The 13,931-nt window shown below is 41.5% G+C and carries 15 protein-coding genes; 9 read left to right on the forward strand and 6 right to left on the reverse strand.

The genetic code is table 11. From position 1 onward, the window contains the following. Positions 1-436 precede the first annotated feature (436 nt). Both CDG77_RS20430 and CDG77_RS20435 read right to left on the reverse strand, forming a co-directional pair. A complete protein-coding gene (locus tag CDG77_RS20430; RefSeq protein ID WP_094331164.1) occupies positions 437-3,130 on the reverse strand; it encodes a TIGR03960 family B12-binding radical SAM protein in 2,694 nt (897 codons plus the stop codon). A 147-nt stretch (positions 3,131-3,277) separates the two neighbouring features. Further along, a complete protein-coding gene (locus tag CDG77_RS20435) occupies positions 3,278-3,607 on the reverse strand; it encodes an STAS domain-containing protein (protein ID WP_094331165.1) in 330 nt (109 codons plus the stop codon). A gap of 472 nt (positions 3,608-4,079) precedes the next feature. Between CDG77_RS20435 and CDG77_RS20440 the strand changes: the two genes are divergently transcribed. Together CDG77_RS20440 and CDG77_RS20445 are read left to right on the forward strand one after the other, a co-directional pair. Further along, a complete protein-coding gene (locus CDG77_RS20440) occupies positions 4,080-4,283 on the forward strand; it encodes a hypothetical protein (protein ID WP_094331166.1) in 204 nt (67 codons plus the stop codon). An 18-nt stretch (positions 4,284-4,301) separates the two neighbouring features. Further along, complete coding sequence (locus CDG77_RS20445; protein ID WP_143857060.1) at positions 4,302-4,493, forward strand: hypothetical protein; 192 nt, start codon at positions 4,302-4,304, stop codon at positions 4,491-4,493. 137 nt (positions 4,494-4,630) lie between these two features. On the opposite strand, the gene CDG77_RS20450 is transcribed toward CDG77_RS20445, so the two are convergent. Continuing rightward, positions 4,631-4,975, reverse strand: coding sequence for a hypothetical protein (locus CDG77_RS20450; RefSeq protein ID WP_190234014.1), 345 nt, complete (start codon positions 4,973-4,975; stop codon positions 4,631-4,633). A gap of 281 nt (positions 4,976-5,256) precedes the next feature. Between CDG77_RS20450 and clpS the strand changes: the two genes are divergently transcribed. The 6 genes from clpS to CDG77_RS20480 all read left to right on the forward strand — a co-directional run bounded on the left by clpS (position 5,257) and on the right by CDG77_RS20480 (position 8,816). Beyond that, positions 5,257-5,538 (forward strand): ATP-dependent Clp protease adapter ClpS, encoded by a 282-nt coding sequence (clpS, locus tag CDG77_RS20455; RefSeq protein WP_094331168.1) that lies wholly within the window; start codon positions 5,257-5,259, stop codon positions 5,536-5,538. Positions 5,539-5,693: 155 nt separating this feature from the next. Further along, on the forward strand, positions 5,694-6,527 hold the full coding sequence (locus CDG77_RS20460) for a CPBP family intramembrane glutamic endopeptidase (protein ID WP_094331169.1): 834 nt from the start codon (positions 5,694-5,696) through the stop codon (positions 6,525-6,527). Continuing rightward, complete coding sequence (locus CDG77_RS20465) at positions 6,524-7,072, forward strand: hypothetical protein (RefSeq protein ID WP_094331170.1); 549 nt, start codon at positions 6,524-6,526, stop codon at positions 7,070-7,072. The genes CDG77_RS20460 and CDG77_RS20465 overlap by 4 nt, the downstream gene beginning before the upstream one ends. A 17-nt stretch (positions 7,073-7,089) precedes the next feature. Beyond that, positions 7,090-8,007, forward strand: coding sequence for a pentapeptide repeat-containing protein (locus CDG77_RS20470; RefSeq protein WP_094331171.1), 918 nt, complete (start codon positions 7,090-7,092; stop codon positions 8,005-8,007). A 234-nt stretch (positions 8,008-8,241) separates the two neighbouring features. Next, complete coding sequence (gene vapB / locus CDG77_RS20475; RefSeq protein WP_094331172.1) at positions 8,242-8,469, forward strand: type II toxin-antitoxin system VapB family antitoxin; 228 nt, start codon at positions 8,242-8,244, stop codon at positions 8,467-8,469. Further along, entirely contained in the window at positions 8,466-8,816 is a 351-nt protein-coding gene (locus CDG77_RS20480; protein WP_223269893.1) for a type II toxin-antitoxin system VapC family toxin, read from the forward strand. Before vapB ends, CDG77_RS20480 begins: the two co-directional genes overlap by 4 nt. Before the next feature lie 246 nt (positions 8,817-9,062). On the opposite strand, the gene CDG77_RS20485 is transcribed toward CDG77_RS20480, so the two are convergent. The 3 genes from CDG77_RS20485 to CDG77_RS20495 form a co-directional block, all read right to left on the reverse strand. After that, positions 9,063-9,701 (reverse strand): pentapeptide repeat-containing protein, encoded by a 639-nt coding sequence (locus CDG77_RS20485; protein ID WP_094331173.1) that lies wholly within the window; start codon positions 9,699-9,701, stop codon positions 9,063-9,065. Continuing rightward, positions 9,698-11,095 carry a DICT sensory domain-containing protein gene (locus CDG77_RS20490; RefSeq protein WP_094331174.1) on the reverse strand — a complete coding sequence of 466 codons (1,398 nt, stop codon included), beginning with the start codon at positions 11,093-11,095 and terminating at the stop codon, positions 9,698-9,700. The genes CDG77_RS20485 and CDG77_RS20490 overlap by 4 nt, the downstream gene beginning before the upstream one ends. Before the next feature lie 114 nt (positions 11,096-11,209). Beyond that, complete coding sequence (locus tag CDG77_RS20495) at positions 11,210-12,802, reverse strand: photosystem II high light acclimation radical SAM protein (RefSeq protein WP_094331175.1); 1,593 nt, start codon at positions 12,800-12,802, stop codon at positions 11,210-11,212. A 574-nt stretch (positions 12,803-13,376) separates the two neighbouring features. Between CDG77_RS20495 and CDG77_RS20500 the strand changes: the two genes are divergently transcribed. Beyond that, positions 13,377-13,757 carry a DUF1830 domain-containing protein gene (locus tag CDG77_RS20500; protein WP_094331176.1) on the forward strand — a complete coding sequence of 127 codons (381 nt, stop codon included), beginning with the start codon at positions 13,377-13,379 and terminating at the stop codon, positions 13,755-13,757. The last annotated feature ends 174 nt before the right edge of the window (positions 13,758-13,931 follow it).

A 13,931-nucleotide genomic window follows, 5' to 3' on the forward strand; every position in this document is an offset into this window, starting at 1 on the left:
TTTGCGCGTCTCGCGAACGTCTGCAAATTGGCTTAACCTACAGCAGTTGCTTACCCTACGGTAACACCAAGGGCGAACAACTCTAGAAGAGTAACGCACTAGCTCTTGGGCAATACTGTGGATTAGACATTCAGCAGTTGTTGAAAAAGTATGGATTTAGAGAAGCTAACCGAGCCTGCTGTTAGTTACTGATTCACAAGGTAGCTATAGAGAGAGTGTGTGTTCTTTAATCTGCCTCAGTTTGTCTGGGATAAAATCCTAGAAGTTGCACTCTAATATCTTTGCTTTCGCCCCCTGAACACCAGGGTAGTGAACCAGCTAATTCAATGCAGCGCCAGAAAATTTCTCTTCACCCCATTCTAACGCAACCTTGCTAAAAATCAATTCTGACGATGTGCCATGTTAGGACAACTACTAGCAAGCTGCCTTACAGGGATTATACCGCTAAAATTAGCCGATTGCGGTGGATGTGCAGGAGTTGAAATTCTCTACTAGCCACTGTTCCTAGCATAAACAGGATTTGTTCGGGACGCAATAGAAAACCATCTTGGCGATAGCTACCTACATAACGAATAACAGATATAGATTCTGCAATGCTTTTGGGGGTTTCTACTAATTCCAGTTCAAATAAGCGATCGCGCAGATTTATTAACTGGCTCTTGCCTGACTTTGTTGTATGCTCGTACCAAAGCTCATCTTTGGCTTTGATGGTATCAATCCAGTTTTGCCATTGTATAGGTGTTGTTTCTTCTAGTGCTGCTACGGTAATTAAATATTCTGCGGTTTCTAGCAGTTGAGTCGCTGCCGGAGTTTTTAAATCTATCTGCTCCACATTATATATGGGTATGTCTGTGGGCATTTCCCGAACCAATTTTTCTCGAAAAGTATCGATGTCTACTGGTACAGTTAACTCAAAATCCGCAATTTCACCACTACTAGTAGCCCCTAGAGCCAAAGCCGTTGCTACAGAAATTCGCGGCATTGGATGAAATCCACCAGTAAAGGCAATTGGTAAACCTGCTCGCCGCACAACTCGGTCAAACAGACGGATTAAATCTAGGTGACTTACTAAAGCCATATTACCCTGTTTTCCAAACCAAACTCGCAGTCTTTGGGCTTTAGTTGTGTTGGGAACAAACTCGCCAGCAAATTGGGGGATAGCGGGTGATTCAATCACGACGTTATGGCCAAAATCGGTTCCACATACGCCACAGTGAGAACAACCTTCAAAAGAGCAGTCGGGGACAATTGCCGCTTCTAAGGCGCGTTGCAAGTCTTCTTTAAGCCACTTTTTATCAATTCCGGTATCAATATGATCCCAAGGTAGGGGAATGTCTAGGGAGTGGGGAGTATCGAGAGACGCGATTAATTGCGTCTGTACAGGAGTGAGGAATTGGGTATTTTCCGCATCTGCCGATCTGTTCCGATCTTGTGCGTGAAACAAATTCCATTCGCCATTTTCTACTTGGCGGTATTTCCAATCTAGATCGGCCCCGGCGATCGCATCTTCCCAAGCACTAAAAGCCCGATCTAAATTTTCATACCAGGAATCCATTCCTGCACCTAATTCCCAGGCGCGACGGACTACTTTGCTCAAATTGCGATCGCCTCGTCCCACAAAATCTTCCATTGCCGAAATGCGGACATCGGTAAAATTTACCTTTACTCCCTTTATCCGGCGGAATTCTTGCCGCAACAGGTTTTGTTTGCGCTTAAATTCTGTGGTAGAAACTGAGTGCCATTGAAATGGTGTATGGGGTTTGGGCGTAAAGTTAGAAATTGTCAGGTTAAAGTTCAGGGGTTTTCTGCCTTTGCCCCGACATTCTCGCTGTAGCCAGCTGACTGTTTCCGCAATACCCAAAACATCAACATCTGTTTCACCCGGCAAGCCAATCATAAAATACAACTTGATTTTATCCCAGCCTTGCTCCCAAGCGGTTTTCACTCCCCGCAATAATTCTTCATTGGTTAAACCTTTATTTACGATGTCTCGCATCCGCTGAGTTCCAGCTTCTGGAGCAAAAGTTAGTCCACCTTGCCGCGTACCTCCCAGGATATTGGCAATATTCTCATCAAATCTGTCTACCCGTTGGCTTGGCAGAGTCAGAGAAATGTTTTCATTTTTTAAGCGATTTTTGATTTCCATCCCTACTGCTGGTAGGGATAAATAATCAGAACAACTCAGAGATAGGAGGGAAAACTCATTGTAACCAGTTGCCCGCATTCCCTGTTCAATTGCTTCTACAACCTTATCGGGTTCTACATCCCGTGCTGGCCGAGTCAGCATTCCTGGTTGACAGAAGCGACAGCCACGAGTGCAACCACGCCGAATCTCAATTGTCAAACGGTCATGTACCGTTTCTACGTAAGGAACTAAGCCAATGGAATATGCTGGTATGGGAGTTGCAACCCGGCGCAGAATTCGTTTTGGCACGTCAGGGCGACAAGGATGAACTGAACCATCCTTTGCCATGTCATAAAACTGGGGAACATATACACCAGGGATCTGTGCCAAATCCAGTAATATATCTTCCCGACTCAATCCTGCTTGTTTGCCTTCTTCCAATACCAAACCAATTTCTGGTAGCAGTTCCTCTCCATCTCCAAGGGCGATAAAGTCGAAAAAGTCAGCGTAAGGCTCAGGATTTGATGTTGCTGTTTGCCCACCAGCAAAAATCAATGGAAACTGGGATTGGAGATTCGTCAATTCTCCCCCTGTTTCTTGGCGTTCTCTCCACGTCAAGGGAATTCCAGCTAAATCCAACATTTCTAGGATATTAGTTGCACCCAGTTCGTAACTGAGGCTAAAGCCTAAAATGTCAAATTCTGCGAGCGATCGCTTTGACTCTACCGCAAACAATGGCGTATGAGTTTCGCGTAGTTTGTCTGCCAGGTCTTTTCCTGGGAGGTAGGCGCGATCGCACAATTGACGTGGTTGGGCATTCAAGATGTTGTATAGGATAATGTGCCCTAAATTGGATGCACCGACTTCATATACTTCTGGGTAGGTTAAGACCCAGCGTATTGCTGCCTTATCCCAAGCTTTATGTACTGCTAAACGCTCATTACCAAGGTAACGCCCTGGTTTTAAAATATCCGATGTTATTAATTTCTCAACTGCAACAGCCACTGTGCTATCTTCTAGCTACCTTAATTACAGCTACCAATCCAAACCTTAGCATTTAATTAGGTCTCATAACATAATTTATTGTTGTAACTTATAACTCCTTTACATAAAGTCCACTTTTTAACTGACCTTTGTGCTTTCACATAAAGTTTATGTTGTAGCCAACTCAACTTCACCATCCAATATTTCAAACACTCTATCGAGTTGCGTTAGTTCAAAAATAATTCTAATTGACGGAGCAACAGCGCAAAGTCGGAAACCCCTTCCTAAACTAAGAGCTAGCTTGTGTATAGATAACAATGCCATCAACCCTGCGCTGTCTAACGATTCTACTGCTGCGAGGTCTACTACCAAGATGGAAATACCATTTTGTGCTAACGCTGTAGTCATATTTCGTTCAAATTCCAAGGCGTTTGTAGCATTCAAACACCCTTGGGGGCGAATGACTGCAATCTTGGGATAGTTAAGCACTGCTTGCATAGTTACATCCTATTGAGAATTATTGAAGCGTCAAGCTAAGGATTATTTGAACATAAACTCTATTCTGTTGCATCGACCATACGTCTTAGCTCTCTTTGCTGAATCTTTATTTCTTTAGTATCTCTGTTTAAAGATTGTTATAATTCCAGGTTAAAATGTGTTCATATATACTTTTTTTTTATCTCAGTTCAAAAACAATCAACATAGACAGCCATAGAGCAAACACATCTTCAGTAACTATGCTGATAAAACTTGCTTAGTCTATAACTCAAGCTAATTTAGCCAAGTCTTAACAGTAAGTTAAATCTGCCACTTGAGCGTTGCTGATGGCATACGCCAGGGTCATAGCGAATTATCTATTTAACTAATTGAATGTGATATATGTCACAAGAAACTTAGTATTTGGATCGCTCTTTATACTTAGAGATATCTGGGATAATCTAGTATCGTATTACAGTTGGATGTATTACTTATGAGAACTAAGTACGCTATTCGTAAATTGGTAGAAAAAGCTCTTGACATTAAAAAACTAACTCCTGAGATCGAAAATGAAATCAACTCAGAACTGACAGAACTGGGTTACATTTCTGATGTTGACTATGAGGCTCTGGAATTATTAATGTCGGAGATGGATGCTGGTAGAATTAAGTTGGTTCCTAGCTTTGGATATTCCTAACTGCTTATGCATAGAGGTATGTCAAGTGAATTTGATGAATACAAAAGTAATCAAAATTCCGAATTAGTAAAACAAGTTTTAGTAAAGGCAGGTGGGATAATAACAATTCAAAATTCAAAATTCAAAATTAAAGACATTTTCAAACGCGGATTTAAACCCCTACTAGAAACTGGCGCTACGTGTTTTGGTTGGGGTCTTAAAGCCATATAGTTCGCTAAACGCCTAGAAAAAGTCCTCCCTATCTGTTTGCTAAAATTGTCCACAAGCAGAGTGAACTCGTTGGGAAGGGAGTTGATACGATAGATATGGCTGTTGGCGCTCCAGATAACATATCCTTTGCCCTATGTCTATTGAGATGCTTGCCATATTTGGTGAATAAATTGATTGAGTTGCTGCTTGGCGGATGAATCAGGTTCGGTTTTTGGTTCTTTTGCTAAAACTTGGCTCAAGAAGGTGATTACTTCTGTGTCTAATGCTGGTCGAAATAAATTGGCAGGCCAAAGCAAGTCAGACGCATCTCGCAAATCGGTAATTAGGGGTGATTCTGGAATCAAAGTAACCATTAATAAAGGACGTACCCAGCACAACTGGCGGGAAACTACAAATTGAATGACTTCTGCATACAGATTTTTGTCCCCATGCTCTAAAGACACAATTTGTCCTGGTTGAAGAAAATCTAGGCTAATGTCCATGATTATGGAGTTTGGGCAGGGGCAAGGATTATTTTGCAACTTCCTTAATCTTAAAAATGAAAATGCGCTACGTTTAAGGAAGCTTATGTAAGATTAGGGTAGCACTCTCACGGTAACGATGTCTCAGACATCTGCCTCACAAGTAGCTATTCAAACTAAGTAAAGCAGTTTTTCTAGCATAGTATCTGAACAGAAATACTATAGAATAGGTAAATAACTGTTAAGCGATCGCTACACAGACACTTTGTAGTAGTGAATAAACAAGAAAAGAGCAAAGAGCCGTGTCAGTTGAAACTATTCAAAAGCCTTCCACAACCCGTAAGCTAGCGCCTCGGTATCGCGTTTTGCTCCATAACGACGACTACAACTCGATGGAGCATGTTGTACAGTCATTAATCGCCACTGTACCTAGCCTTACCCAACCCCAGGCTATTAGCATCATGATGGAAGCCCATACTAACGGGCTAGCTTTAGTCATTGCTTGCGCCCTGGAACACGCTGAGTTTTATTGCGAAACCTTGATAAGTCACGGTTTAAGTAGCACGATTGAACCTGATGAATAGTCAAATAATTCGTAATTCGTAATTCGTAATTCGTAATTAAAAAGGGTACAGCAACGTGCACTGAATTTTTAATTTAGTGGACAACAAGACAGTGGAAAGTTCAGAGCTAAGACTGATTGTAATTATGGATTACGAATTATTTTGACTTATTTAGTATGAAAGAAAACCTTGTCCGTTTAGCTGAACGCCCTGCCCCTATTAGGCTGGGTGCTTTTATTTTGAGTTTATTGTTGCTATGGTTGCCATTGGCTACACCAATATACTTACTAGTGCATGATTCAAACTTAGAAAGTATATTGACATTGGTATTGTTATATGTAGTATTTATTTTTCTTCTGAGACTATGGGGTAAATATGTCTACCAGCAGCCCCAAATTCTGCGGCATTATGGCTTAGAATTCACGCGGCAAAACGGTGTGGATTTACTGCGTGGTTTGGCTCTGGGGATAATTAATATTCTGATACTTTTTGGGGTAGAAAGTTTGTTGGGTTGGTTGGTGTGGCAACAACCGAAAGTTTTTTTGCTGAAAGTTGTTTTAGAGGGTTTACTTGTTGCTTTGGGTGTTGGATTTGCTGAGGAATTGTTATTCCGAGGCTGGTTGCTAGATGAATTACAACGAGATTACAGTCCGCGTGTAGCACTGTGGACAGATGCAACTGCGTTTGCTACATTGCACTTTATTAAACCCTTGGAAGCAATTATTCACACGCTGCCGCAATTTCCAGCTTTAGTACTGCTGGGGTTAACGCAAGTATGGGGAAAGCGTTGGCGGAGGGGACGCTTGGGTTTTCCAATTGGTTTACATGGTGGTTTAGTTTGGGGCTACTACATTATTAATGTTGGGGAATTAGTGAAATATTCGGGTCTTGTTCCTGATTGGGTAACTGGTGTGAATAATAATCCCCTGCAAGGAGTTATGGGGGTGTTGTTAATGAGTGTACTAGCTTTGGGGATACGGGGAAGGACTGAGCGATCGCGTCATATATGAAAATAAAAATATTAATCGTATCAGCTTATTTTTTAGTACTAATTATTTCACTAAGCTTCCTTTTGGCTGGCTGTGAGAATCAAGACGAAAATAAGGCAATGGATGAAAAGATATCAAGACTTGAGAAAGAAGCAGAAAAGCATCTTGTATATAAGATTCAGGAGCAACAGAGCTACTTCTCCAAACACAAAACCTTTTTTAAACCTCCTGATGAACGAGGAACTAATTCTGGTTACTTTCCACCAATTTTCGGAACACAAATTTGTTATGGTTACTATACTGAGATAAATGCTGACGTTCTCTCTAAGACAACTATTGATGCTGTTTATAGCTATGCCGTTCAAGACTATTGTGATGGAAAGTGGGGCTTTGAGCTTAAGTCCTATGTTGGAGCAGTCTTTGCTGTTCCCATTACTGGAGATAAACAACTGAAAACGCTAAGTATTGTTTGTAAAAGCGTTGACATTTATGGCCGTATACCCTCTCGACCAGAATACATAAACGGTGTAGTAAAATGCCCCAATAACACAACGAAAGTATATTAACGTTATGGGTACTATATATGAAAATAAAAAGATTCATTGTATCAGCTTTATTACTCACTTTTGGTTCTGGTTGTACAGATTGTGAGGCTAAAAAAACTTCAAATCCCAATCACATAAAGCAGTTGCTAACAACTAAAAAATGTCCCAAGTGTGACTTAGGTGGTGCTAATTTAACAAATGCTGATTTAGCTGGAGCAGATTTAAGAGAAGCTGAACTGACAGATACTAAATTAGATGGTGCAAATTTACAAGGATCTGATTTACGCCAAGCACAGATGCGATGGACTGATAAATCTGAAGATGATCATGGAGAATCTGGATTCTCAGAAATCGGTGATATTGATTTTAGTTGTAATGTTGATTATAAAGTTTCGTTAGAGAAAGTTAACTTCCAATCAGCTAACTTTTCTGATACTAATCTCTCTGGGTTATATATTTCTCATAGTAATCTCCGTGCTGCGAATTTCAGTGGTGCTAACTTAAAAGGTACGTATTTTACGAAAGTAGATTTATCACAAGCAAATCTAAATCACGCTAATTTAGCTTATACTACCTTCCGTGATGGCAATTTTAACTCCGCAAACTTACAAAATGCTGATTTAAGCCACAGCGAATTTACCGTCGATTTAGGGTTAACAGATGTAGATATGAGTGGTGCTATATTAAAGTTTGCAAAATTGGATGGAAATGATTTAAGAGGTGCAAACCTCCGTGATGTTGACTTTACTCAAAGTAGCGTAGATAGAACAGACTTTCGTTATGCTAAAAATCTGACAACCGAGCAGATTAAATTGGCAGAAAATTGGGAAGAAGGAGTATATGACGAAGAATTTCGCGCCAAATTAGGATTACCTGCTTGCAAAACTAGGTTAGGTAAATATTTGGGAGATCCTTTCATTTTTAGTAAAATCAAGAAGGGATGTTTTCAAAATTAATTAGTTGCCTCATTCCCAGGAGTACATATTTGTCAGCTACAGCACGCAGCATCAAATATCCTCCCGTAGAAAATTAGCCCATTCTTCACTACCGGCTACATCAACTTTTTCTGTGGAAGGTGCGTTTCCTAAATCAGCACAGAGTCCCTATAAGGATTGGCGGGGAAAGGTAGAGAGTTTATCTGTTGTTATAGCTGTGATGTTTTTGATAAAAATTGCCAAGGAGAAAAAACAATGATACAGCCAGTCATTTTAGAAAAATTAGAAGAACTCCCTGAGTCTCTTCAGACAGAAGTGCTTCATTACATTGAGTTTTTGATAGAGAAGCACGCTAAAAACTCTACCGAAGAAAAGCAGACAAACAAGCGTCGCGTTGCTGGAACGATGAAAGGAATGTTTGTTCTGCCATTGCCTAATGACTTTGATGAGCCGCTTCAAGATATGAAAGAATATATGGAATGAATAGATTACTATTGGATACTCATGCTTTTATCTGGTTTGTCTCCAATGATGCCACCCTGCCAGTGTTAACTAGAGAAAAAATTGAATCTGCTGAGGCTGTTTTCTTTAGTATTGCAAGCCTTTGGGAAATGGCGATTAAACTCAACATTGGAAAACTATCCTTACAGGGTGCTTTTGAAGAGATTGAACCTAAACTAATTGCTGCGGGTATAACGATTCTCTCTATTACCTTTACCGATACTGCTCAATTCCGTTATTTACCACTGCATCATCGAGATCCGTTTGATCGTATTCTGGTGGCACAGGGGTTCTGGTGCTGGTTTTTTAATCGGATGGTTGTGGTATAAATGGACGATAAGAACAGATCCAAGTTTCTCAAATCCCAATCTAAGTGGTCTAAGTCAGGGAGTGATGGCAGGATATTTAATTTTTGTTTGGCTCTTTTGTGTTCAAACTGGAACAATTCTGGGTGCAATTTGGGGTGGAGTCTCTGGGTTAAGGTATTATCGGTCGCGTGGTAACTGTACCTGAATCTTAAAATATTTTATAGCTTTGTTCCATGAAGGAGAAAAAACTACACCTTTCCGCGATCCTCATAAACTCGTCTCAACCACAGTACCCACCAAACAAGCCTTATTCAAATTAACGCCGCTCAAATTTGCACCTTCTAACTCTGCACAGAGTAAATTCGCTCCCGTCAAATTCGCTCCCGCCAAATTCGCCCCTCGCAAATCAGCTTCCTCAAGGTTCGCTTCACTCAACAATGTCCCTTGCAAATCAGCGCGGCTCAAATCTGCACCTTTGAGATTTGCCCCTGTCAAGTTTGCACCCCGCAAGTCAGCACCCCGCAAATCAACGCCTTGCAAGTTCACATTCATCAAATTAGCACCACTCAAGAAAGCACCCACCAATGAAACATCGCTGAGTCTTGCTCCCATCAAGTTAGCGCCACGCAAATTGCTACCCCGCAAATCAGCACCGGTTAAATCTGCTTGCATCAGATTTGCTCCCATGAGATTCGCCCGCAAGTCAGTTGCTTGGAGGTTCGCCCCCATCAAATTCGCCCCTTCCAAATGTCCACCTTCGAGTTTAGAACCAGCAAAATTAGCGCCCACAAGGGTAGCGCCAGCAAGATTAATCCGGCTTAAATCCAGTCGAGAGAGTTCCTCGTCTTCTAAATTTGCCCCTGGAAGTTGTTTGAGTTTTCCTAATCTAATTGCTTCAATATTCATGTAAAGTAACTACCAATCTGCTCGCTTATCTTGCTGTGGCTATCCCATTGGGAATCAAGTATCCAAATGCCGGCGCTGACTTTGGGTGTCATGATGGGTAATTCGAGTCCCTGTTGTAAACCCATAACTAATAAAGTTAAGGTATCTACAAGTTTAGGATCAAAGCGGGTAGATTGTTGCTGTCTGCACTCATCTAAAGCTTGAGTAAATATCTGTTCCCGGCTTTGATTTGACGATTTTCGCTCATTGAGTCGCCACTGAAAGTCTGCCAATAATGCCAAAATTCTCGACTCTAGGGGAATTTCATCTCCAGCTAAACCTGCTGGTTCCCCTGTGCCATTCCACCACTCGCTTTGGTGAGTAATAATTTGGGCAACTGCTCGTAGTCTTGGCATAGTTCGCAATACTTGCGCCCCTGGTACTAAAGGACAAGTTAAGGGAGAACTAGGGGCATCTTCTTGGTAGCGTGTGGCTATACCGCCAGTGAGAACGCTTTCTGCTTTTTGTAATGGATCTATGCGATGTAACAAAGCCGCTAGCCGCAATCTTTTAATCTGCCATGCAGGAAGATCCAAAAGCTGGCCGATCGCTTCAGCAAGTACTACTACTTCCGCAGCTGCCATTGGATTGTTGACATCTGCCATATCCATCAGTTGCGCCATTCGCAAAAAGGCTTGGATTTCGTTGGAAACCAAGTTGCGATCTAGGGTTTGTTGGTGAGACGCTGTGGGGATGGATAAATTATCTTGCCCAGTCTGGAGGTAATCTACTACACGGGAGACAACTGCACCTAAATTTTGGGATCTGTCGATTGATGGTACAATTTGTTGCTTGTGAACCGTGAGTTTTTCCGCCAATTCTGGGTTGTATTTTTTAATGTGAGCGATCGCTATTTCTGCTGTGTCTTGCACTAACTCTGGCTCAAATGTCCACAAGCCATAAAATTTACGCTCTAAGTCTGATGTCGGTACTCCAGAGCTACCATAATCAGCTTCTGATAATTCTTGACAAATTACCATTGCTGTGTAATTGGGCGATAAAATAATTAAGTGCCACTCCTGCGCCACTGGATCGCCTGAATCTAATCCTACTAAGTCTACATTGGGTAGCTGGCTGGTAGGATGTTCAGCAAAGCCAGATTCAGAGGCGGCCATGATGGCAATTTGGCAGCTGCGCTGGGCGATGTCTGCATATCGTTCAGCTTCTTGTAGATACCATTTCCCCTGTTGAAAGGCTGTGATAACTAGGGGTGTCCCGTCATCGGCTAAAATATGGTCTTCTAGAGCGTGGCATAGGGCAACTAGGGTATTTTTATAGTAAACACCGAATCGAATTGGCCTGGTGGTATGGCGATGGGCTGTTTCTAGCTGTTGTAAGATTGAACCTTCTAACATGGGATTTGGTAAAAATAACCGCAGAGGCACAGAAAAGCCAGTGTGTTGGGCGGGTTTCCCGACTTAAAGCAACTGGCGCGATACAGAGAAAGAGAGGGAGAGAAATTCAGTTTTTTAGGATATACCCGCTAACTGTTTTTCTTTCGTCTCTATTGGTGCGGAAAGTGCTGATTCTAAGTCGGCACAACCCAGCTTTTCTTCTAAGATGTTCATGACTTCGCGCCCGAAATCGTTGGGATTTTGTTGCCAAGCTTGCAAGCAGACTTCGCCGAAGAATGAACCAAGGGGTTCGGGATTCCAAAGAAGTTTTTTGGCTGTCCACGGCATCAAACTCATTGGATCGTATCCTGGTTTGAGGATGCCTTCTTTAAAAGCATATTCTTCTAAATGGGTATGGGGTTGTAGTCCAATAAAGAAAATCGCAGGTTCAACTTTATCAGCACCGAAAATCCTTTCTAGTTCGCGGTGGTAGGCGATGGTTTGACGGATGGTTTCGGGACGTTCGTCAATAACATTAAAGGAGTAGTTGACGGAAACTAAATCGTTAAAACCAGCTGCTTTTAAGTCACGGCAGTTTTGCAAGACGGTTCGCAGGTTATACCCCATCCGCATTTTCCGCACGAGTTCTTGAGAACCACTGGTAATCCCAATCTCAAAATAGTTCATCCCGGTTTTCGCCATCAAGTCGCACAATTCGGGTGTCAAATTGTCGGCTCTAATATATGCTGCCCAGTGGATATCTGTCATACCAGAATCGACGATTTTTTGCAATAGTTCTATGGCATCGTCGATAAATTTTCGGGCGGGGATGAATTGGGCATCGGTAAACCAGAAATTGCGAATGCCGCGATCGTATAATTGGCGAATCTCGGCAACTACTTCATCTGCTGGGTTGATGCGTACTTGTTTGCCTTCGACAACCGTATAGACGCAATAACAGCAGTTATGAGGACAACCACGCTTAGTTTGTACACCTATATAAAAGTCTTCCTCTTGCAGGTAAAAATTAAATTCCGGCCAGATGCTTTCGATATAGTCGTAGTTACAAGCTGTCTTTTCTATTGGGGTGGGTTGTTCGTGAATTAGCCGTTCTCGTGGTTGAGTTTCTCCTGCAACATAACAGCGTTCATCTCGAAAATCTTTACCACCTAAAAGTTTTTCCAGCAGGGTTTCGCCTTCACCCACAGAAATAATTGTCCCATTAGGTAAACTTTTACCCAATTGTTCGTAAAATACGCTGACTGCACCGCCACCTACAACTACACGGGCATTAGAATTATATTTTTGGGCACGCTTTAAACCGCGTTTGATTAAGCCCTGATTTCGCCATAACTCAACATAGTAAGCGATGAAGATTCGTAAGCCACCAAATCCGCCACGTAGTTTTAATAAAGGATTCTTAGCGTAGTAAAATTCAAAGGCGTTTTGCAGTGGGTTGCCACCACGCCCGCCAACTGGGGCATAAATTTGAATATCCCGCCAAGAAAATACTAGGAGTGTCGGTTTAAATTCATCGATACAGCGATCTAGAGCAGAATTGTAATCTAAAGGTGGCACTGTTCCTAAATCAAAGATGCGCTGTTCAATATTAGGAAACTGCTTGTGGACATGATCGCTCAGGTAGACAACCCCAATAGGAAAGATGGGGTTACAAGGAAGGCGAACGTAAAGAATTCGATTTTCCATCATCTGTGTTTTGACTTCCATCTTGCCAATCTTTGGAGAAAACGAGAAAAATATCGAGTTTTAAAGTCTGTGCTTGTTTAATTTTGTTTTTATTATCGCGATCGCACTTGACATTTCATCTGATTGCTGGTATTGAAAAATTAATATTGGCAATTGCAGGAAATGATAAAATTGCTATGCATAAAAAATACATAGAATCTTATAGATAGGCTTTATGAAGATATTTTTCATATAGCTTTACCATAACATTGACTTTATTCATTAAGCGATGATCCCAGCCTATTAATTCTGGAATAGATGAAACGGCAAAACTCACTTCTTCGCTAGGCGAAAAGCAAGGGGATCGTCGTCTTATCTGCCTTAAGAGAATTAAAGCTTTGATATGAGGAAAAAATATCAAAAACTTTTGTGCATAGTGTATAATTCCGAAAAAGCCACAAATAATTACAAAGTTTTTATAACTAAAAATATATCTTTAGGAAGAAATAATCTCCAAAGACTCAGTTGGTATTCACAGTTACAGCAACTGGGGATCAGTGGGTGTTAGGCTTGGCTAGTGTAATGTAAAATTGTGGCGTAAAGCTCCTCAGCAGTTATGGCTCAAATATTAGATCCTCTACCACCTGAACAATCAGGAAAAATTCTCTGCTGCTACATTAATGCCACGAGCAAAATACAGGTAGCTCGCATCTGCAACATTCCCAACTGGTACTTTGAAAGGGTTGTTTTCCCTGGACAACGTTTAGTTTTTGAAGCTCCACGAAAAGGTCAATTGGAGATTCATACAGGGATGATGGCAAGTGCAATTTTATCAGATAAGATTCCGTGCGATCGCCTGATGCTCGAAGAACCCAGTAATTATGAGTTTGATACAGACTCATCATCTGGAATAGACCCCATTAATACCAAATCATTGGTGCAGCAAATTAATACAAACACCGGAGATAGTATAAAACCCCTACAAGTCGCTCTTTAGCAGCCGTTAATAAAAAAAATTTGACTCAATTTCAGGGTTGCTAAATTTGGCAGCCCTTTTTATTTATTAGTCATTTGTCATTAGTCATTAGTCATTAGTCATTAGTCATTTGTCATTGGTCATTTGTCATTGGTAACGGTGTTTTCCCAATCCCCAATCCCCAATCCCCAATCC

Origin of the sequence: Nostoc sp. 'Peltigera membranacea cyanobiont' 213 (genome assembly GCF_002245975.1) — a bacterium.
GTDB lineage: Bacteria > Cyanobacteriota > Cyanobacteriia > Cyanobacteriales > Nostocaceae > Nostoc.

Bases quoted from the DNA above. Each gene is read 5' to 3' on its own strand.
- CDG77_RS20435 (WP_094331165.1), bottom strand. From the start codon at position 3,607: ATGCAAGCAGTGCTTAACTATCCCAAGATTGCAGTCATTCGCCCCCAA.
- CDG77_RS20500 (WP_094331176.1), top strand. From the start codon at position 13,377: ATGGCTCAAATATTAGATCCTCTACCACCTGAACAATCAGGAAAAATT.
- vapB (WP_094331172.1), top strand. From the start codon at position 8,242: ATGATACAGCCAGTCATTTTAGAAAAATTAGAAGAACTCCCTGAGTCT.
- CDG77_RS20490 (WP_094331174.1), bottom strand. From the start codon at position 11,095: ATGTTAGAAGGTTCAATCTTACAACAGCTAGAAACAGCCCATCGCCAT.
- CDG77_RS20495 (WP_094331175.1), bottom strand. From the start codon at position 12,802: ATGGAAGTCAAAACACAGATGATGGAAAATCGAATTCTTTACGTTCGC.
- CDG77_RS20450 (WP_190234014.1), bottom strand. From the start codon at position 4,975: ATGGACATTAGCCTAGATTTTCTTCAACCAGGACAAATTGTGTCTTTA.
- CDG77_RS20485 (WP_094331173.1), bottom strand. From the start codon at position 9,701: ATGAATATTGAAGCAATTAGATTAGGAAAACTCAAACAACTTCCAGGG.
- CDG77_RS20465 (WP_094331170.1), top strand. From the start codon at position 6,524: ATGAAAATAAAAATATTAATCGTATCAGCTTATTTTTTAGTACTAATT.
- CDG77_RS20445 (WP_143857060.1), top strand. From the start codon at position 4,302: ATGTCAAGTGAATTTGATGAATACAAAAGTAATCAAAATTCCGAATTA.
- CDG77_RS20440 (WP_094331166.1), top strand. From the start codon at position 4,080: ATGAGAACTAAGTACGCTATTCGTAAATTGGTAGAAAAAGCTCTTGAC.
- CDG77_RS20460 (WP_094331169.1), top strand. From the start codon at position 5,694: ATGAAAGAAAACCTTGTCCGTTTAGCTGAACGCCCTGCCCCTATTAGG.
- CDG77_RS20480 (WP_223269893.1), top strand. From the start codon at position 8,466: ATGAATAGATTACTATTGGATACTCATGCTTTTATCTGGTTTGTCTCC.
- CDG77_RS20470 (WP_094331171.1), top strand. From the start codon at position 7,090: ATGAAAATAAAAAGATTCATTGTATCAGCTTTATTACTCACTTTTGGT.